Source organism: Nonomuraea sp. NPDC023979, assembly GCF_040639085.1.
In the GTDB taxonomy this organism is placed as follows: Bacteria; Actinomycetota; Actinomycetes; order Streptosporangiales; family Streptosporangiaceae; genus Nonomuraea; species Nonomuraea ceibae.
Genome location: NZ_JBEZZG010000003.1, coordinates 351,714 through 370,321 on the forward strand (window position 1 = coordinate 351,714; position 18,608 = coordinate 370,321).

The following is an 18,608-nucleotide window of genomic DNA, read 5'->3' on the forward strand; positions in this document are numbered from 1 at the left end:
GCGGCTATCGGCGTGACAGGAGCGTGCGCGCGAAGAAGGCGGGCCGCTCGGCGAGGCGACGCATCAGGTACGGATACCAGCCGGCGCCGTAGGGGACGTGGACGCGCACCCGCGCGCCCTGCCCGGCCAGGCGCCGCTGCTCGTCGGGGCGGACCCCGTACAGCATCTGGTATTCGAACCCGGCGGGTTCGAGCCCTTCGAGGACGGCCAGGGCTGCCGTGACGCGCAGCAGCCGGGGGTCGTGGGTGGCGATCATCGGGTAGCCGGCGCCGGACATCAGCACCCGCAGGCAGCGCGCGAAGGCGCGGTCGACCTCGGCGGGCGCGGTGCGGGGGCCCTTGACGAGCCGGACGCGGGCGCCGTCGAGGCGGGCGCAGCGCTCGGCGGAGCCGGGCTCGCCGGCGCGCACCACGACGCCCACGGCGGGGTGCTCCTTGCGCAGGGTGGCGTGGATGGAGTGCAGGCCGGTGGCGGCGCCGGGCCCGCTCGCGTCGAGCGTGAGCGTGACGCCGCGCTCGGCGGCGCTCTCGCAGAGGGTGGCCGCGTTGTCGAGCGCGAGCTGCTCCGACAGGCGCAGCCCGAGCGCGGTGAGGTCGACCGACACGTCGGCGTCGGCGGGCAGGCTCTCGACGAGCCGCTGGTGCGCCAGGACGTTGCCCTCGGCCTCGGCCCGGTCGCCGGCCTCGGCGACGAGGCTGCCGACGGTGACGAGCAGGCCCCTGCGGGTCAGCTCCGTCACGGCGGCCCCGACGTCGTCGGCGACGTAACGCCTGACCATGGTGCCGGTGAGCGGCGAGGCGGACACGACGCGCTCGGCGCGGTCGCTCCGGGATGCGGCGAGCAGGGCCTGACGAAGCACGCCACAACCCTAGCTTCGCCGACGCTGAACCGGTGGCCGATCTGATCCGTCGTAGAGGTATGCGCACTGTGACGACGACTCTCGTGGCCGGATGCCTGCTGCTCGCGACCGGGTGCGGCTCGGCCACGCCGCAGGAGCGGCCGCTGTCCAAGGCGCCCGGCGCGCCCGTGACCAGCGCCTCGGTGGCCACGACCACGCCGCCCGACGCCAAGCCCAAGCCGGTCAAGCCGACCGGCGACGCGCTCAACACGCGCAAGGTCCGCTGGACGAAGGCCAAGGCGGTGTCCAAGGGCCACAAGGTGCAGCTCAGGTGGTGGTCGGGCGTGGAGCCCTGCACGGTCCTGGACCGCGTCAAGGTCAAGGAGACGAGGAAGCGGGTCACGATCACGCTGTACGAGGGCACCTCGCCCAAGGCGAAGGGCGTGTCCTGCATCATGATGGCCGTGGAGAAGACGACCACGGTCAAGCTCAAGGCCCCGGTCGGCAAGCGGAAGATCGTGGACGGCGCCAAATCCTGACATGTCCACATGCGGACAACCCCAGTGACATTTGATCGATTTGTTGCGATACATCGATCAAGGCACCTAAGGCGCGGGGGGCGCCCCGGTGATGGTGTGCGTGACTGGGGGAACCCGTGAAGCGGCTCGTTCGTGCCCTGCTGCCCGTCATCCTCATGAGCACCGGACTGATCGGGCTGGCCGCGCCGCCCGCGCAGGCCCTGCCGGAACGCTTCGAGAAACAGACGATCTTCAGCGGGCTGACCAGCCCCACCAACGTCGAGTTCGCCGCTGACGGGCGGGTGTTCGTGGCCGAGAAGGGCGGCTACGTCAAGGTCTTCGACTCGCTCACGGACACCACGCCCACCGTCTACGCCGACCTGCGCACCAAGGTGCACGACTTCTGGGACCGCGGCCTGCTCGGCCTGGCCCTGCACCCGGACTTCCCGCAGGACCCCCGCGTGTACGTGCTCTACTCCTACGACGCCGAGCCCGGGGGCGGCGCGCCGCGCTGGGGGCAGGCGAACGATGACTTCGACGAGTGCCCCTCGCCGCCCGGCCCGACCGGGGACGGCTGCCGCATCACCGGCCGCCTGTCGGTCATCTCCCCCACCGGCGCCGAGACGCCCCTGATCACCGACTGGTGCCAGCAGTACCCCAGCCACTCCATCGGCGACCTGCAGTTCGGCCCCGACGGCATGCTCTACGCCTCGGCGGGCGACGGGGCCAGCTTCCAGTTCGCCGACTACGGGCAGGACAACCTGCCCGGTTCGGACGTCGTACCGGACAACCCGTGCGGCGACCCGCCGACGGCGGTGGGCACCTCGCCCACCCCGCCCGCGGCCGAGGGCGGCGCGCTGCGCTCCCAGGACGTGCGCACCGGCGGCGACCCGGCCACGCTGGCCGGCAGCATCATCCGCATCGACCCCGACACCGGCGCCGCCGCCCCCGGCAACCCGAACGCCGGCGCCGCCGACCCGAACGTGGCCAGGATCGTCGCCCACGGCCTGCGCAACCCGTTCCGCATCACCAACCGGCCGGGCACCGGCGAGATCTGGGCGGGCGAGGTCGGCTGGGGCTCCTTCGAGGAGATCAACCGCGTGGCCGACCCCACGGGCGGCGTGGCCAACTTCGGCTGGCCCTGCTACGAGGGCGCGCCCCGCGAGGACGGCTACGACGCGCTCAACCTGACCCTGTGCGAGAACCTGTACGCCGAGGGCGCGGCGGCCCACACCAAGCCGCACTTCGCCTGGAACCACGGCCAGCGCCTCTACCCGGGCGACCCGTGCGCCCCCGGCGGCCAGTCGTCCTCCAGCGGCGTCGCCTTCTACCCAGGTGGGCCCTACCCGCAGGCGTACGACGGCGCGCTGTTCTTCTCCGACTACAGCCGCAGGTGCGTCTGGGTGATGACCGAGGGCGCGAACGGGCTGCCGGACCCGGCGACGGTGACCGCGTTCGACACCGGGATCGGCACGGTCGAGCTGGAGAGCGGGCCGAACGGCGACCTGTTCGCCGTCGACCACGACGGCGGCGCGGTCGTGCGCTACATCTACGACAACGCCCCGCCCACCGCGGTGATCGACGCGACACCGACCTCCGGCGCGGCCCCGCTGGCCGTGACGTTCTCCGGCACGGGCTCCAGCGACGCCGACGGCGACCCGCTCACCTACGCGTGGGACCTCGACGGCGACGGCGAGCTGGACGACTCGACCTCCGCCACCCCGTCCCGCACCTACGCGCAGAACGGGTCCTACCAGGTCAGGTTACGGGTGAACGACGGCAAGGGCGGGCAGGGCGACGCCACCGTCACCATCAACGTCGGCAACAGCGCGCCCACGGCCGCCATCACCACCCCGGCGGCCACCACGACCTGGGCGGTCGGCGACACGATCGGCTTCTCGGGCACCGGGACCGACGCCGAGGACGGCGCGATCCCCGGCTCCCGCATGACCTGGACGCTGATCATGCACCACTGCCCCGGCGCCTGTCACGAGCACGAGATCACCCGCTACACCGGCGCGTCCGGCTCCTTCCAGGCCCCCGACCACGAGTATCCGTCGCACCTGGAGCTGCGGCTCACCGTCGAGGACGGGCACGGCCTGACCGACACCGCGAGCGTCCTGCTCCAGCCCAGGACCGTCGAGCTGACCTTCAGGACGGACCCGCCGGGGCTGCGGCTCGGGTTCAACCAGGAGCAGACGATCGCGCCGTTCACCCGGACCGTGATCGCCGGGTCGAGCAACTCCGTCACCGCGCCGTCGCCGCAGGGCGACCAGGCGTTCGACGCCTGGTCCGACGGCGGCGCGGCCACGCACAACATCACCGCCCCGGCGTCGGCGGCCACCTACACGGCGACGTTCGAGACCTCGCACTCCCCGGCGGGCCTGGTGGCCGCGTACGCGATGAACGAGGGCTCGGGCACCGCCGTCGGCGACGCCTCCCCGGCCGGCAACCCCGGCACGGCGGCGAACACGACCTGGGCGGCGACCGGCAAGTTCGGCAAGGCGCTGGCCTTCGACGGCTCGTCGAGCTGGGTCACGGTCGCCGACTCGGCCAGCCTGCGCCTCACCACCGGCATGACGCTGGAAGCGTGGATCAGGCCGGAGACGGTGACGAGCTGGCGCACGGTGATCATGAAGCAGTACGGGACCGACCTGGCCTACACGCTGTCGGCCGGGAGCTACACCGACCGGCCGCACGCCGTCATCCACACCACCGGCGAGGTCGGCGCGGGCGGCACGGCCTCGCTCCCGCTGAACACCTGGAGCCATCTGGCCGCCACCTACGACGGCGCCACGCTGCGCCTGTACGTCAACGGCACGCAGGCCGCCGAGCGCGCCGCGGGCGGCCCGATCCGCACCGACGGCGGCGTGCTGCGCATCGGCGGCAACAGCCTGTGGGGCGAGTTCTTCGACGGCCTCATCGACGAGGTCAGGATCTACGACCGGGCGCTCACCCCGGCCCAGATCCAGCTCGACATGACCACCCCGATCGGCGCCGCGCCCGAGCCGGACACCACGCCGCCGAGCACCCCCGGCTCCCTCGCCGCCACCGGCGGACCCGGCCACGCCCAGCTCGCCTGGACCGCGTCCACAGACGACAGGGGCGTCGAGGGCTACACCGTCCATCGTTCCGCCACCTCCGGCTTCACCCCCTCGGGGGCCAACCAGGTCGGCTCGTCGCAGACCACCGCGTTCACCGACCCGGGGCTGGCCGAGGGCACGTACTACTACCGCGTGGTGGCCTTCGACGCGGCGGGCAACACCAGCACGCCGTCCGCCGAGGACCCGGCCGCCGTCACCGCGCCGCCCAGCAGCCAGGGCCTGGTGGCGGCGCTCGGCATGAACGAGGGCGCCGGGACCACCACGGCCGACTCCTCCGGCCTGGGCAACGCCGGCACGCTGAAGGACGCCACCTGGACGGCCTCCGGCAGGTACGGCCAGGCGCTGTCGTTCAACGGCTCGTCGAGCTGGGTCACGGTCGCCGACTCGGCCGGCCTGCGCCTCACCACCGGCATGACGCTGGAAGCCTGGGTCAAGCCGTCGACCGTGACGAGCTGGCGTACGGTGATCATGAAGGAGTACGCGGGCGACCTGGCGTACGTCCTGTCGGCCGGGAGCTACACCGACCGGCCGCACGCCGTCATCCACACCACCGGCGAGGTCGGCGCGGGCGGCACGGCCTCGCTCCCCCTCGGCGTCTGGAGCCACCTGGCCGCCACCTACGACGGCGCCACGCTGCGGCTGTACGTCAACGGCACGCAGGTGAGCCAGCAGGCCGCCGGAGGGCCGATCCGCGCCGACGGAGGAGCCCTGCGCATCGGCGGCAACAGCCTGTGGGGCGAGCACTTCGACGGCCTGATCGACGAGGTCCGCGTCTACAGCGAGCCCCTGACCGCCGCCCGGATCCAGTCGGACATGAACACGCCCGTCTGAGCCCTCGAGCCGTCTCCCGGGAGTCCCCTCCTCGCCCCCTCTCCCGGGAGACTCGGGGGCTTTTTCGCGCACCGGGGGTTGAGCCGAGTAGGCTCAAGTCGTTTGACAAAGACGGCACACATTCGTAGGTTGAGTCCAACCAACTCAACTTTGACCACAAGGACGTACTCATGGCACGTGCGGTAGGTATCGACCTTGGGACGACCAACTCCGTCGTCTCGATCCTCGAGGGCGGTGAGCCCACCGTCATCGCCAACGCGCAGGGCTCGCGGACCACGCCGTCCGTGGTCGCCTTCGCGAAGAACGGCGAGGTCCTGGTCGGCGAGGTCGCCAAGCGGCAGGCCGTCACCAACGTGGACCGGACGATCCGCTCGGTCAAGCGCGAGATCGGCACCAACTGGTCCCAGGAGATCGACGGCAAGAAGTTCTCCCCGCAGCAGATCAGCGCCTTCGTGCTGCAGAAGCTCAAGCAGGACGCCGAGGCCTACCTGGGCGAGAAGATCACCGACGCGGTGGTCACCGTCCCGGCCTACTTCAACGACGCCCAGCGCCAGGCCACCAAGGAGGCCGGCACCGTCGCGGGCCTCAACGTGCTGCGCATCATCAACGAGCCGACCGCGGCCGCCCTGGCCTACGGGCTCGACAAGGAGGAGGACCAGACGATCCTGGTCTTCGACCTCGGCGGCGGCACCTTCGACGTGTCCCTGCTCGACGTCGGTCAGGAGGACGGCCACGGCTTCGTCGAGGTCAAGGCCACCTCGGGCGACAACCACCTCGGTGGTGACGACTGGGACCAGCGCGTCGTCGACGAGCTCGTCAAGCGCTTCCAGAACGCCCACGGCGTCGACCTGGCCAAGGACAAGATGGCGCTCCAGCGTCTGCGCGAGGCGGCCGAGAAGGCCAAGATCGAGCTGTCCAGCCAGTCCGAGACCAACATCAACCTGCCCTACATCACGGCCTCCTCCGAGGGCCCGCTGCACCTGGACGAGAAGCTCACCCGCAGCGAGTTCCAGCGGCTGACGGCCGACCTGCTCGAGCGGACCAAGGGCCCGTTCAACCAGGTCATCAAGGACGCCGGCATCAAGGTCTCCGACATCGCCCACGTGGTGCTCGTCGGCGGCTCGACCCGCATGCCCGCCGTCTCCGAGCTCGTCAAGGAGCTGACCGGCGGCAAGGAGCCCAACAAGGGCGTCAACCCGGACGAGGTCGTCGCCATCGGGGCCGCTCTGCAGGCCGGCGTGCTCAAGGGCGAGGTCAAGGACGTCCTGCTGCTCGACGTGACCCCGCTGTCGCTGGGCATCGAGACCAAGGGCGGGATCTTCACCAAGATCATCGAGCGCAACACCACGATCCCGACCAAGCGCTCCGAGGTCTTCACCACGGCCGAGGACAACCAGCCGTCGGTGCAGATCCAGGTCTACCAGGGCGAGCGCGAGATCGCTTCCTACAACAAGAAGCTGGCCACGTTCGAGCTGACCGGCATCGCCCCGGCGCCGCGCGGCATCCCGCAGATCGAGGTCACCTTCGACATCGACGCCAACGGCATCGTCAACGTCTCCGCCAAGGACCTGGGCACGGGCAAGGAGCAGACGATGACGATCACCGGCGGCTCCGCGCTGCCGAAGGACGACATCGAGCGGATGATGCGCGAGGCCGAGTCCTACGCCGAGGAGGACAAGAAGCGCCGCGAGGAGGCCGAGGTCCGCAACAACGCCGACGGCCTGGCCTACCAGACGGAGAAGTTCCTCCGCGAGAACGACGACAAGGTCCCCGGTGACATCAAGACCGAGGTCAACGACGCGCTCGCCGAGCTGAAGAAGGCTCTGGAGGGCACCGACACCGACGTCATCCGCACCTCGGCCGAGAAGCTCGCCACGGTCAGCCAGAAGATGGGTTCGGCGATCTACGCCCAGGGCCAGCAGGCCGCCGGCGGCGAGGGCGCCCCGCAGGACGCCTCCGCCCCTGGTCAGGAGCAGAAGGCCGACGAAGACGTCGTCGAGGCCGAGATCGTGGACGACGAGCCGAAGAAGGACAAGTGATCAAGTGATGCCGCCGCGTGACAACGGGCACGATGAGCCGGTGATCCGCGACAATCGCAAGATCGACCCGGAGACCGGGGAGGTGCGGACGCAGGCCGAGGAGACCGAGGAGGCCGAGCAGCCGCCCGCGCCGGCCGCCGGAAGCGCCGCGGACGGCGCGGTCGACGGCGAGCTGCAGGCGCAGCTCGCCGAGCGGACCGCCGACCTCCAGCGTCTTCAGGCCGAATACACCAACTACCGCCGCCGGGTGGAGCGCGACCGCGTCGCGGTCCGCGAGCTGGCCGTGGCGGGAGTGCTCACCGAGCTGCTGCCCGTGCTCGACGACATCGGCCGGGCCCGCGATCACGGTGAGCTCACCGGAGGCTTCGCGAAGGTGGCAGAGTCTCTGGAATCGGTGCTCACCAAGCTCGGCCTCAGCCCCTACGGCCAGAAGGGCGACCCCTTCGACCCGACGGTGCACGAGGCCCTGATGCACAGCTACTCGCCGGAGGTGACCGAGCCGACCGCCGTCGAGGTGCTGCAGCTGGGCTACCGCATGGGCGAGCGGGTGCTGCGCCCCGCGCGGGTCGCGGTCGCCGAGCCCGGGGACGCCCCCTCGGCGTCCGATGACGAAGACAACTGACGAGGACGAAGGGCGTTAGATGAGCACCAAGGACTACCTGGAGAAGGACTACTACGCCGTCCTTGGTGTGCCCAAGTCCGCCAGCGCCGAAGACATCAAGAAGGCCTATCGCAAGCTGGCCCGCCAGTATCACCCCGACACCAACCAGGGTGACCCGTCCAAGGAGACCAAGTTCAAGGAGGTCTCCGAGGCGTACGACATCCTGTCCGACAGCAAGCGCCGCAAGGAGTACGACGACGCGCGCACGCTGTTCGGGTCGGGGGTGGGCGGCCAGCGCGCGGGCGGCGGCTTCCCGTTCGACTTCGGCGACCTGTTCGGGGGGACGGCCGGGCAGCAGCAGCCCGGCCAGGGCGCCGGGGAGCGCTTCAGCGACCTGTTCGGCGGCCTGTTCAACCGGGGCGGCGCGGGCACCCGCAGCACCGGCGCGACCAGGCCGCGGCGTGGGCAGGACATCGAGTCCGAGGTCACGCTCTCGTTCACCGAGGCGGTCGAGGGCACCACGGTCTCGCTCCGGCTGACCAGCTCGGCGGCGTGCACCGGGTGCAGCGGCACGGGGGCCAAGGCCGGCACCACCCCGCGGGTCTGCCCGACCTGCGAGGGCACCGGCGCGGCAAGCCGCAACCTGGGCAACTTCGCCTTCTCCGAGCCCTGCCGCGACTGCAAGGGCCGCGGCCTCCTCGTGGACGACCCCTGCCCCGTGTGCGAGGGCAGCGGCCGGGCCAAGAGCACCCGCACGATCCAGGCGCGCATCCCCGCGGGGGTCGCCGACGGGCAGCGGGTCAAGCTCAAGGGCAAGGGCGCACCGGGCGAGAACGGCGGCCCGGCGGGCGACCTGTACATCCAGACGCACGTCAAGCCGCACGCCGTGTTCGGCAGGTCGGGCGACAACCTGACCATCACCGTGCCGGTGACGTTCACCGAGGCCGCTCTGGGCGCCGAGATCAAGGTGCCCATCCTCAAGGGCATGCCCGTCACGCTGCGCATCCCGCCGGGCACGCCCAACGGGCGCACGTTCCGGGTCCGCGGCCGGGGCGCCGCCCGCAAGGACGGCACCAAGGGAGACCTGCTCGCCAGCGTCGAGGTCGTCGTGCCCAAGACGCTGGACGACAAGTCACGCGAACTCCTGACGGAGTTCAACACCGCGACCGCGGCCGAGGACCCGCGGGCTGATCTCATACAGAGAGCCAGAAGCGAGTAGCCGATGGACGCCAACTATTTCGATCTCTCAGACGACACACCCGTCTACGTGATCTCGGTGGCCGCGCAGCTGTCGGGGCTGCACCCGCAGACCCTGCGGCAGTACGACCGGCTCGGGCTCGTGTGCCCGGGCCGCACCGCGGGGCGCGGCCGCCTCTACTCCACACGCGACATCGTCCAGCTGCGCGAGGTCCAGCGGCTCTCCCAGGAGGAGGGCATCAACCTCGCCGGCATCAAGCGGATCCTGGAGCTGGAGAACGAAGCGCTGCGACTGCGCGAGGAGGTTCACCGGCTGCGCGCCGAGATGCAGATGGTCAGGGCGCTGATCCGCTACGAGCTGCCACCGGGGGCCTAGAAAGCAATGGACTACAAGCTCACCCAGAAGAGCCAGGAGGCTCTCGCGGGTGCCATGAGGCGCGCCGCCGCCGAGGGCAACCCCGAGATCGCCCCGGCTCACCTGCTCACCACGCTGCTCGGCCAGACGGGCGGCACCGCCGTGCCGCTGCTCGACGTCGTCGGCGCCGACTGGCGCACACTGCGCGCCAAGGCGGAGGAGCAGCTCGCGACGCTGCCCAAGGCGCAGGGCGCCACCGTCGGCGCCCCGTCGAGCTCCCGTCACCTCCTCAAGGTGATGAACACCGCCGCCCAGCACGCCAACCGTCTCGAAGACCTCTACGTCTCCACCGAGCACCTGCTCGTCGGCCTCGCGGCCGACGGCGGCCCGGTCGCCGACCTGCTCAAGGCGCAGGGCGCGACCCCGCAGGCGCTGCTCGACGCGTTCGAGAAGGTACGGGGCAACGCCCGCGTGACCAGCGAGACCCCCGAGGACACCTACCAGGCGCTGCAGAAGTACGGCGTCGACCTGACCGAGCGCGCCCGCGCGGGCAAGCTCGACCCGGTCATCGGCCGCGACTCCGAGATCCGCCGCGTCGTCCAGGTGCTCAGCCGCCGCACCAAGAACAACCCGGTGCTGATCGGCGAGCCCGGCGTCGGCAAGACCGCCGTCGTCGAGGGCCTGGCCCAGCGCATCGTGGCCGGCGACGTGCCCGAGTCGCTGCGCAACAAGCGGCTCATCTCGCTCGACCTGGGCGCGATGGTGGCCGGCGCCAAATACCGGGGCGAGTTCGAGGAGCGGCTCAAGGCCGTGCTCTCCGAGATCAAGGAGAGCGAGGGGCAGATCGTCACGTTCATCGACGAGCTGCACACCGTCGTCGGCGCGGGGGCCGCCGAGGGCGCCATGGACGCGGGCAACATGCTCAAGCCGATGCTGGCCCGCGGCGAGCTGCGCATGATCGGCGCCACGACGCTCGACGAATACCGCGAGCGCATCGAGAAGGACCCGGCGCTGGAGCGGCGCTTCCAGCAGGTCTACGTGGGCGAGCCCACGGTCGAGGACACGATCGCGATCCTGCGCGGCCTCAAGGGCCGCTACGAGGGCCACCACCAGGTCCAGATCGCCGACGGCGCCCTCGTGGCCGCCGCCGCGCTGTCCGACCGCTACATCACCAACCGCTTCCTGCCCGACAAGGCCATCGACCTGGTCGACGAGGCCGCCTCGCGGCTGCGCATGGAGATCGACTCCCGCCCGGTGGAGATCGACCAGCTCCAGCGCAACGTCGACCGGATGAAGATGGAGGAGCTCGCGCTCTCCAAGGAGACCGACGACGCCTCCGTACAGCGCCTCGAACGGCTCCGCCAGGAGCTCGCCGACCGCCAGGAGGAGCTCAACGCGCTCGTCGGCCGCTGGGAGAACGAGAAGGCCGGCCTCAACAAGGTCGGCGAGCTGAAGAAGCAGCTCGACGAGGCGCGCGGCACCGCCGAGCGGGCCCAGCGCGACGGCGACTTCGAGACCGCGTCCAAGATCATGTACGCCGAGGTGCCCCGGCTGGAGCAGGCCATCAAGGCCGCCTCCGAGGCCGCGCCGCCCGACAACGCCATGGTCAAGGAGGAGGTCGGGGCCGACGACATCGCCGAGGTGATCTCGTCCTGGACCGGCATCCCGGCGGGCCGCCTGCTGGAGGCGGAGACGGCCAAGCTGCTCCGGATGGAGGAAGAGCTGGGCCGGCGCCTGATCGGCCAGCAGCAGGCCGTACAGGCCGTCTCCGACGCCGTCAGGCGCAGCCGGGCCGGCATCGCCGACCCCGACAGGCCGACGGGCTCGTTCCTGTTCCTCGGGCCGACCGGCGTCGGCAAGACCGAGCTGGCCAAGGCGCTGGCCGAGTTCCTGTTCGACGACGAGCGGGCGATGACCCGCATCGACATGAGCGAGTACGCCGAGAAGCACAGCGTCGCCCGGCTCGTCGGCGCGCCTCCCGGCTACGTCGGCTACGAGGAGGGCGGCCAGCTCACCGAGACCGTCCGGCGGCGCCCCTACACGGTCGTGCTGCTCGACGAGGTGGAGAAGGCCCATCCCGAGGTCTTCGACGTGCTGCTCCAGGTGCTCGACGACGGCCGGCTCACCGACGGGCAGGGCCGCACCGTCGACTTCCGCAACACGATCCTGATCCTCACCTCCAACCTGGGCTCGCAGTTCCTCGTCGACCCCCAGCTCGAGAACGGCGCCAAGCGCGAGGCCGTCATGACCGCCGTACGGGCCGCGTTCAAGCCGGAGTTCCTCAACCGGCTCGACGACGTCATCCTGTTCGACGCGCTCGGCTCCGAAGAGCTGACGAGGATCGTCGACCTTCAGGTCGACCGGCTCGCCCGCCGCCTGGCCGACCGCAGGCTCGTCCTGGACGTCACCCCGGCGGCCCGCGAATGGCTGGCGCTCACCGGCTACGACCCGCTGTACGGCGCCCGGCCGCTGCGCCGGCTCGTCCAGTCGGCCATCGGCGACAAGCTCGCCAGGGCCGTGCTCGCCGGTGACGTCGTCGACGGCGACAAGGTCCTCGTCGATCTCGGCGACGACGAGCTCACCGTCCAGCGCGGCTGACCACAGCCCGCACGCAGCGCCCGGAGGCCGGTCGGCCCCCGGGCGCACGCGTTCCACGCCCCGGTCATCGGCGCCCCGCGTGCGTAAGGATCGGCCCAGCCTTCGGGCAAGCCGCCCACCCCGTGCCGCGGGCCTGGCTAGCTTCAGCGTTCGTCAGATCACCGAGCACGATCAGGGGGACGTGAAATGTCATCTCGGAGCATCCGAAGCATCCTTGCCATGGTCACTCTGACCGCGGGGGTCACCTGGCTGGGGGCGGGCGCCGCCGAGGCTGCCGCTCCGTGCCAAGAGCGGTCGGCGACCGTACGCGCCCAGCGAACCGTCACCACGATGTGCGACGGCGTCACCCGGTTCGGGGTGGACGACCCCACCGGCACCGCCGAGCTCGTCGAGTCCGAGACCTCCCGCCTGGCCCACAGCGCCGCCCGGCTCGCCCAGCGCATCGGCCTGACCGGTCTCGGCTCCGTCCGCGCCATGGGCCTCTCCGACCTCGGCGGCTTCGCCGCCTCCTCCGCCATGCCCGCGCTCTCCCAGGGCGTCCCCCTCTCCGGCGCGCTGCCCAGCCTCACCCGGCTGCCCGAAGTGCCGGACCTGCCCAACCTGCCCACCATCCCCGGCATCCGCGACCTGCCCGTCGGCGCCAGCGTCGGCAAGCTGCCCGACCCCGCCAAGGTCGCCGCCGAGGGCTTCAAGGCGCCCCTCAACCTGCCCCAGCCGGTCAACAAGCTCAAGGACGAGCTCGTCAACAAGATGCTGCCGCAGGTCCCGGCGGCCGTCGGCGGCATCAACGACGCCACCCGGCTCCCGGACGCGCACACCTCCCTCACGGGCCTGCTGGACGCCCTCGACCTGAGCTGACCACCGGGCCTGCCTTCCCCGGCCGCCCACCGACCGCACCGGCGCGGCGCCCCGGGAGCACGCCCCCCGCGAACCGTGGCGCGGGCCGCGCCACCCGCCCACGGTCCCCTGAGGGGCCGCGACCCCGCCGTCGCGGCCCCTCAGCACGTACGCGCCCGACAGGGCCCAGCGCAGGACGGCGAGGGCAACGAAGGACGGCGGGGCGTCGGCCCGTCTTACCGGCTCTCGGCGCGTCTTGCGGGGCGCCGGCCCGTCTTGCGGGGCGTCGGCGGGCAGGGGGCAGCGCGGCGCCGCGCAGGTCGCCCCCGGGAGGCCGCTCGCAGATGGCCACGGCCGGGGGCGGCTCCCTCCTCGCGGAGGGCGTCGGCCCCGGGCGGGGTCAGGAGATCAGGGCGTCGAGGTCGTCTTCCGGCAGGCCGAGGTCGACCCGGATGCGGTAGCGGGTGCGGAGCATCGCCTTGTGCTCCGGGTCGTCCTCGTCACAGGCCAGCACCGCCTGGGTCACCCATTCGAGCCCGCCCTGGAGGTCACCGTAGGCGACCAGGGTCTCGGCGACGGTGTGGGCGGTGGCCGCCGAGGCGGCTCCTTCGGCGCGGATCGTCTCGATGACCTCCCTGGCCTCGTCGTGCCGGTCGAGCTCGAACAGCGTGTCGGCGATGCCGGCACGCGGGTCGAAGCTGACCTCGCCGCCGTCTTCGAGCGCGCGCTGGAAGCATTCCAGGGCACGCGCGGGCTGCCCGGCGGCTCTCCACTCCTCGGCGGCTTGAACCAGGATGGACGCCCTGGAAACGTCGCCGGTGGAATAGCTGAGCGCCACGTCGTACAGCCGCCTGGCCAGCGAGCTGTGGTCGTCGGCCAGCAGCGCCTGCTCGAGCAGGCGATCAAGGTGCTCACGGGTCACATGCGCCACAACGCGAGACTACCGAGCGCGCTGCGGTTTCGCCCGGTCAATGCGTATCGCGGATGACGATCGGCTATGGCAACGCGTTGGCCAAGGCTGCCCATGCCGTGCGTATCACCGCACGTCAACGGGCAGGTACGGAGTGTGCCTCCGCGACGGAAGGGGCTGACGATGGGCAGGTCCAGGCAGTTGACCTTCACGTTGGCCTGTGCCGTGGTGCTGTCGGCGCTGGTGCCGGGGGTGTCCGGCTACCTGTCGGCCCGGCTGGAGGCGATCGAGTCGGCGGAGCGCAACCTGCGGGCGCTGGAGGCGAGGCTCGACGCCCGGCAGGCGCGTCACGTCCGTCCGGTGTCGTTCCCGGCGCCGTGCGACCTGCCGGGCCGGCGTCCTGACTGGCTGCCGGAGTTGCTGGAAGCGCTGAAGGGTCAGGGCCGGCCGGCGGTCGCCGATCGTCCGGGGCACGGCTGACGGGTCAGCCGGCCTGCCGGGCCCAGGAGGCGAGCTGGCGGGACAGGAAGCCGCAGACGAGCTGTTTCGCGGCTTCGATGATCTCCGGTGAGCCGTCGGGGTCGCGCCGGAAGGCGAGCTTGAGCACGGCGTCACCGGCCTCGACGGCGACCAGGACGGCCACGTCGAGCTGGTGGCTGTCGGCCAGCCCGAACTCCTTGAGCAGCAGCCCGCGCAGCCGCCCGGCGATCACGGTGTTGTTGTCGGAGTCGGAGTCGAGCAGGTTGAGGTCGACGACGTCGCCGAAGTGGAGGCTCTTGAAGCCGGCGACGGACCGGTGCATGGAGACGTACTCGTCGATGATCGCCTCGACGGCCTCCCACCAGCCCCGGTAGTCCTCCTCCATGAACCTGCGCCCGACCCTCGTGACGAACTGCTCCACGTTGCGCCGGGTGAGCTCCTGGGTGATGGCGCGCTTGTCGGGGAAGAACTGGTAGACGGAGCCGATCGCGACCCCGGCCCGTTCGGCGATGCGGGTCGTCGACAGGGCCTCGTAGCCGATCTCGTCGAGGAGCTCGGCACAGGCGTCGAGCATCCGCTCGACCCGGCGGGCGCTGCGGCGCTGGGTGGGCTGGCGGCGCAGCGGCTTCGGTGACGCACAGTCATCTTCTGCTAGCGGCGAGGACACAGGAAACATCTTCCCCCCATGGGGCCGATCGTTACCTGCGATTCTGCGGATTTCCTGGGGGCCGGTCCCGTCAGCGTTCGGCGGACAGCCCGGCGCAGGAGCGCAGGGCCTTCCAGTCGGCGATGGCGCCGGTCCGCGCGGTGCCGGTCATGGGCACCGGGACGCCGCCCTGGATGGTGGCGGGGGTCCAGGAGTCCTTGAGCACCTTGCGGCCGTTGATCGTCAGCGTGAGCACGCCGGTCCGGCCGGTGGTGGCCGGGTTGGAGTTGTAGAAGACGAAGTTGCCGAGCCCGTAGCTGACGTAGGCGTTGTCCAGGTAGCCGGAGCCGAGCAGGATGTGCGCGTGCCCGCCGACGATCACGTCGGCGCCCGCCTTGATCAGCTTGGGGGCGAGGGAGAGCTGCGCCTGGTTGGGGCACTTCTGCATCTCGGTGCCCCAGTGCAGGTGGACGATCACGGTGTCGGAGTTGCGGCGCGCCTGCCGTACCGCCTTGATCAGGCGGGGCTCGTTCTTCGCGGAGGCCAGCCCGCCCTTGTCCGGCGTGGCCGTCCACGCCTGGATGAACTCGTCGTCGAGCACCTGCGTCGCGCCGATGATCGACACGCGGTTGCCGTTGACGACCTTCCGGTACGGCTTGTACGCCTGGGCCTCGTCGGCGCCGATGCCGACGACGGGGAACCTCGACCGCTTGACGGCGGCCAGCGAGTCCTGGAGGCCGCTGTCCATGTAGTCCATGCCGTGGTTGTTGGCCATCGACGCCACGTCCACGCCGGCGGCCTTGAGCGCGGTGAGCGCGCTGGCCGGGGCGCGGAAGGTGAACTGCTTGCCGGGGGCGGGGGTGCCGCCGGTGGTGATCGCCGTCTCCAGGTTGACCATGGCCAGGTCGGCCTTGCGCAGCACCTTGGCGATGGGGCCGAGGGCGGTGCGGGGGTCGTTCAGCCGCGGCCTGAGGATGCCCTCGAAGTGCACGTCCCCGCCGAAGGCGATGGTATACGGCTTGCGCTGCGGCTTGGGGGGAGCGGTCGGCTCGGCGGACGTCTTGCCCGCGAGCTGCTCACGTCCGGGGGCGGCGGGTTCGGCTGATGAGCAGGCGACGAGGGACGCGACGACGACGGCTAACGCCGGGAGGACGCGGGGGAGGTTCATCGGTCGCCATTTCCGCTCGATTCAGACTTTCAGGGATGAGCATGCCATGTGCGGATGTTCCCCGCGCGGCTCGGCATCCCAGTCGAGAGCAGACCGTGACCAGTCAAACTGGATTCGTTCTCAAAGTTGAATGATTCAGGTTTAGGGCATAGCCTGGGCCGCATGAGGGACGATGACCTGCTGCGTCAGGCCGGACTCCGCGTCACGGCGGCCCGCCTGGCGATCATGCACACCGTGCGCGCCGGCGACCATCTCGACGTGGACGCCGTCTGCCGCGGGGTGCGCGAGCGCGTGGGTCAGGTGTCCCTCCAGGCCGTCTACGACTCGCTGCACGCGATGCACGGGGCCGGTCTTCTGCGGAAGATCGAGCCGATGGGCAGCCCGGCCCGCTACGAGGCCAGGGTGGGCGACAACCACCATCACCTCGTGTGCCGGCAGTGCGGATCGGTCACGGACGTCGACTGCGTCGCGGGGGCCGCCCCCTGCCTCGACCCGGTCGACTCCGCCGGTTACGTCGTGGACGAAGCCGATGTCACGTTCTGGGGCGTGTGCCCGAGCTGTCAATGATGATGATTCCGGAGGATCACGCGATGCCGACCAGGCCTCTCACCACCGACGACGCGGGCGTCCCCGCGCCGAGCGACGACCATTCGCTCTCCGTCGGCGCGAACGGCCCCCTGCTTCTTCAGGACCACTACCTGATCCAGAAGATGGCGCACTTCAACCGTGAGCGCGTGCCCGAGCGCGTGGTCCACGCCAAGGGCGGCGGCGCGCACGGCCGGCTGCGGATCACCGAGGACGTCAGCCAGTTCACCCGCGCCGGGCTCTTCCAGAAGGGCAAGGAGACGCCGCTCTTCCTGCGCTTCTCCACCGTCGCCGGCGAGCTCGGCAGCGCCGACACCGCCCGCGACCCGCGCGGCTTCGCGATCAAGTTCTACACCGACGAGGGCAACTACGACATCGTCGGCAACAACACGCCGATCTTCTTCATTCGCGACCCGCAGAAGTTCTCCGACTTCATCCACAGCCAGAAGCGGCGCGCCGACAACCATCTGCACGACCACAACATGCAGTGGGACTTCTGGACCCTGCACCCCGAGTCGGCCCACCAGGTGTCGTTCCTCATGACCGACCGCGGCACACCCGCCTCCTGGCGGCACATGCACGGCTTCGGCTCGCACACCTTCCTGTGGTACAACGCCGCGGGCGAGAAGTTCTGGGTCAAGTATCACTTCAAGACCGACCAGGGCATCCGAAACTTCACCGCCGCCGAGGCCGACGCGCTCGTCGCGACCGACCCCGACTACCACATCCGCGACCTGTACGACTCGATCAAGCGCGGCGACCACCCGTCGTGGACGGTCAACGTGCAGATCATGCCGTTCGAGGACGCCGCCGACTACCGGTTCAACCCGTTCGACCTGACCAAGGTGTGGCCGCACAGCGACTACCCCGAGATCACGATCGGCAGCTTCACCCTCGACCGCAACCCGGACAACTACTTCGCCGAGGTGGAGCAGGCGGGCTTCGAGCCGGCCAACCTGGTGCCGGGCATCGGCCCGTCGCCGGACAAGATGCTGCAGGGCCGCCTGTTCTCCTACCCCGACGCGCACCGCTACCGCATCGGGCCCAACTACCTGCAGCTTCCGGTCAACCAGCCGAAGTCGCCGGTCAACTCCTACAACTTCGACGGCCCGATGACGTTCCGGAACCCGCAGGACCCGGTCTACGCGCCCAACAGCTACGGCGGCCCGGCGGCCGACCCGTCGCTGTACGAGGGCTCGCACTACAGCGTCACCGGCGAGATCGTCCGCTCGGCCTACACCAAGCACGCCGAGGACGACGACTTCACCCAGCCGCGCGCGCTGTGGGAGAACGTGCTGTCCGACACCGACCGCGCCCACATGGTGTCCAACATCATCGGCCACGCCTCCAAGCCGGAGGTCACGGGCGAGATGAAGAAGCGGGTCGTGGACTACTGGACCAACGTCCACAAGGACCTCGGCCAGGGCGTCGCCCAGGGCCTCGGCCTGCTCTGACCTGACGGATCCGGCGGCGCGTCCCTCCCCGGAGGCACGCGCCGCTCCTGTGCGGGGGAAGTTCGCACTCGGGGAGCGGGGAGGCGCGGCACGAATGGCCGTGTCGCGGGTGATCTTGGGACGGGTGCTGTGCCAGGATGTGGCTCCTGCGAACGGCCCTGCGGGTTGCTGCGACCAACACGCCAGGGCCGTTCGTCACGCTCCGGCCGTCAGGGCCTCCAGGTCGAACTCACCGTCGCGGACGCCGGCGGTGAAGGCCGCCCATTCGGCCGGGGTGAAGACCAGGATGGGGCCGTCCTGCTCCTTGCTGTCCCGCAGCGCGACGTTGCCGTCGGCCAGGGGGGCGACTTCGACGCAGCTGCTCGCGCCGTTGCAGAAGCTGCTCTTCTGCCATGCCGCCATCATGGGTTGGGTGCGCATTTTCTCCCCAAATGGGTAAAGGGGCGC

15 protein-coding genes and 1 pseudogene are annotated in these 18,608 nt (G+C 70.9%); 11 read left to right on the plus strand and 5 right to left on the minus strand.

What is annotated here, in order from left to right:
* Window positions 1–4 precede the first annotated feature (4 nt).
* Window positions 5–859: a proline dehydrogenase family protein gene (locus AB0G11_RS08205; RefSeq protein ID WP_357584717.1), complete on the minus strand. Its 855-nt coding sequence runs from the start codon at window positions 857–859 to the stop codon at window positions 5–7.
* A gap of 68 nt (window positions 860–927) precedes the next feature.
* Between AB0G11_RS08205 and AB0G11_RS08210 the strand changes: the two genes are divergently transcribed.
* The 8 genes and pseudogenes from AB0G11_RS08210 to AB0G11_RS08245 all read left to right on the plus strand — a co-directional run bounded on the left by AB0G11_RS08210 (window position 928) and on the right by AB0G11_RS08245 (window position 12,939).
* Window positions 928–1,377 carry a hypothetical protein gene (locus tag AB0G11_RS08210; protein ID WP_308125976.1) on the plus strand — a complete coding sequence of 150 codons (450 nt, stop codon included), beginning with the start codon at window positions 928–930 and terminating at the stop codon, window positions 1,375–1,377.
* A gap of 116 nt (window positions 1,378–1,493) precedes the next feature.
* Entirely contained in the window at window positions 1,494–5,291 is a 3,798-nt protein-coding gene (locus AB0G11_RS08215; protein WP_357584719.1) for a LamG-like jellyroll fold domain-containing protein, read from the plus strand.
* 170 nt (window positions 5,292–5,461) lie between these two features.
* Window positions 5,462–7,330: a molecular chaperone DnaK gene (gene dnaK, locus AB0G11_RS08220; protein ID WP_219509586.1), complete on the plus strand. Its 1,869-nt coding sequence runs from the start codon at window positions 5,462–5,464 to the stop codon at window positions 7,328–7,330.
* A gap of 7 nt (window positions 7,331–7,337) precedes the next feature.
* Complete coding sequence (gene grpE, locus AB0G11_RS08225) at window positions 7,338–7,952, plus strand: nucleotide exchange factor GrpE (RefSeq protein WP_219509585.1); 615 nt, start codon at window positions 7,338–7,340, stop codon at window positions 7,950–7,952.
* Window positions 7,953–7,971: 19 nt separating this feature from the next.
* On the plus strand, window positions 7,972–9,150 hold the full coding sequence (gene dnaJ, locus AB0G11_RS08230; protein WP_219509584.1) for a molecular chaperone DnaJ: 1,179 nt from the start codon (window positions 7,972–7,974) through the stop codon (window positions 9,148–9,150).
* A gap of 3 nt (window positions 9,151–9,153) precedes the next feature.
* Window positions 9,154–9,456 (plus strand): annotated as a pseudogene (locus AB0G11_RS08235) (helix-turn-helix transcriptional regulator); the annotation flags it as partial.
* Window positions 9,457–9,510: 54 nt separating this feature from the next.
* Entirely contained in the window at window positions 9,511–12,081 is a 2,571-nt protein-coding gene (clpB, locus tag AB0G11_RS08240) for an ATP-dependent chaperone ClpB (protein ID WP_219509583.1), read from the plus strand.
* A gap of 219 nt (window positions 12,082–12,300) precedes the next feature.
* Window positions 12,301–12,939 (plus strand): hypothetical protein, encoded by a 639-nt coding sequence (locus AB0G11_RS08245; protein WP_219509582.1) that lies wholly within the window; start codon window positions 12,301–12,303, stop codon window positions 12,937–12,939.
* 379 nt (window positions 12,940–13,318) lie between these two features.
* Here the strand turns inward: AB0G11_RS08245 and AB0G11_RS08250 are convergent, their stop codons facing one another.
* Window positions 13,319–13,849, minus strand: coding sequence for a tetratricopeptide repeat protein (locus tag AB0G11_RS08250; protein ID WP_308125975.1), 531 nt, complete (start codon window positions 13,847–13,849; stop codon window positions 13,319–13,321).
* A gap of 162 nt (window positions 13,850–14,011) precedes the next feature.
* On the opposite strand from AB0G11_RS08250, the gene AB0G11_RS08255 reads away from it, so the two are divergent.
* Complete coding sequence (locus AB0G11_RS08255) at window positions 14,012–14,308, plus strand: hypothetical protein (RefSeq protein WP_357584721.1); 297 nt, start codon at window positions 14,012–14,014, stop codon at window positions 14,306–14,308.
* A 4-nt stretch (window positions 14,309–14,312) separates the two neighbouring features.
* Here the strand turns inward: AB0G11_RS08255 and AB0G11_RS08260 are convergent, their stop codons facing one another.
* A complete protein-coding gene (locus AB0G11_RS08260) occupies window positions 14,313–14,975 on the minus strand; it encodes a TetR family transcriptional regulator (RefSeq protein ID WP_308125974.1) in 663 nt (220 codons plus the stop codon).
* Window positions 14,976–15,045: 70 nt separating this feature from the next.
* Window positions 15,046–16,122 carry a CapA family protein gene (locus AB0G11_RS08265; RefSeq protein ID WP_219509580.1) on the minus strand — a complete coding sequence of 359 codons (1,077 nt, stop codon included), beginning with the start codon at window positions 16,120–16,122 and terminating at the stop codon, window positions 15,046–15,048.
* Window positions 16,123–16,284: 162 nt separating this feature from the next.
* On the opposite strand from AB0G11_RS08265, the gene AB0G11_RS08270 reads away from it, so the two are divergent.
* Both AB0G11_RS08270 and AB0G11_RS08275 read left to right on the plus strand, forming a co-directional pair.
* Window positions 16,285–16,689, plus strand: coding sequence for a Fur family transcriptional regulator (locus AB0G11_RS08270; RefSeq protein WP_219509579.1), 405 nt, complete (start codon window positions 16,285–16,287; stop codon window positions 16,687–16,689).
* Window positions 16,690–16,712: 23 nt separating this feature from the next.
* Window positions 16,713–18,161, plus strand: a complete 1,449-nt coding sequence (locus AB0G11_RS08275; RefSeq protein ID WP_219509578.1) for a catalase — start codon at window positions 16,713–16,715, stop codon at window positions 18,159–18,161.
* A gap of 195 nt (window positions 18,162–18,356) precedes the next feature.
* On the opposite strand, the gene AB0G11_RS08280 is transcribed toward AB0G11_RS08275, so the two are convergent.
* Window positions 18,357–18,581: a DUF397 domain-containing protein gene (locus AB0G11_RS08280; RefSeq protein WP_219509577.1), complete on the minus strand. Its 225-nt coding sequence runs from the start codon at window positions 18,579–18,581 to the stop codon at window positions 18,357–18,359.
* Window positions 18,582–18,608: the final 27 nt, after the last annotated feature.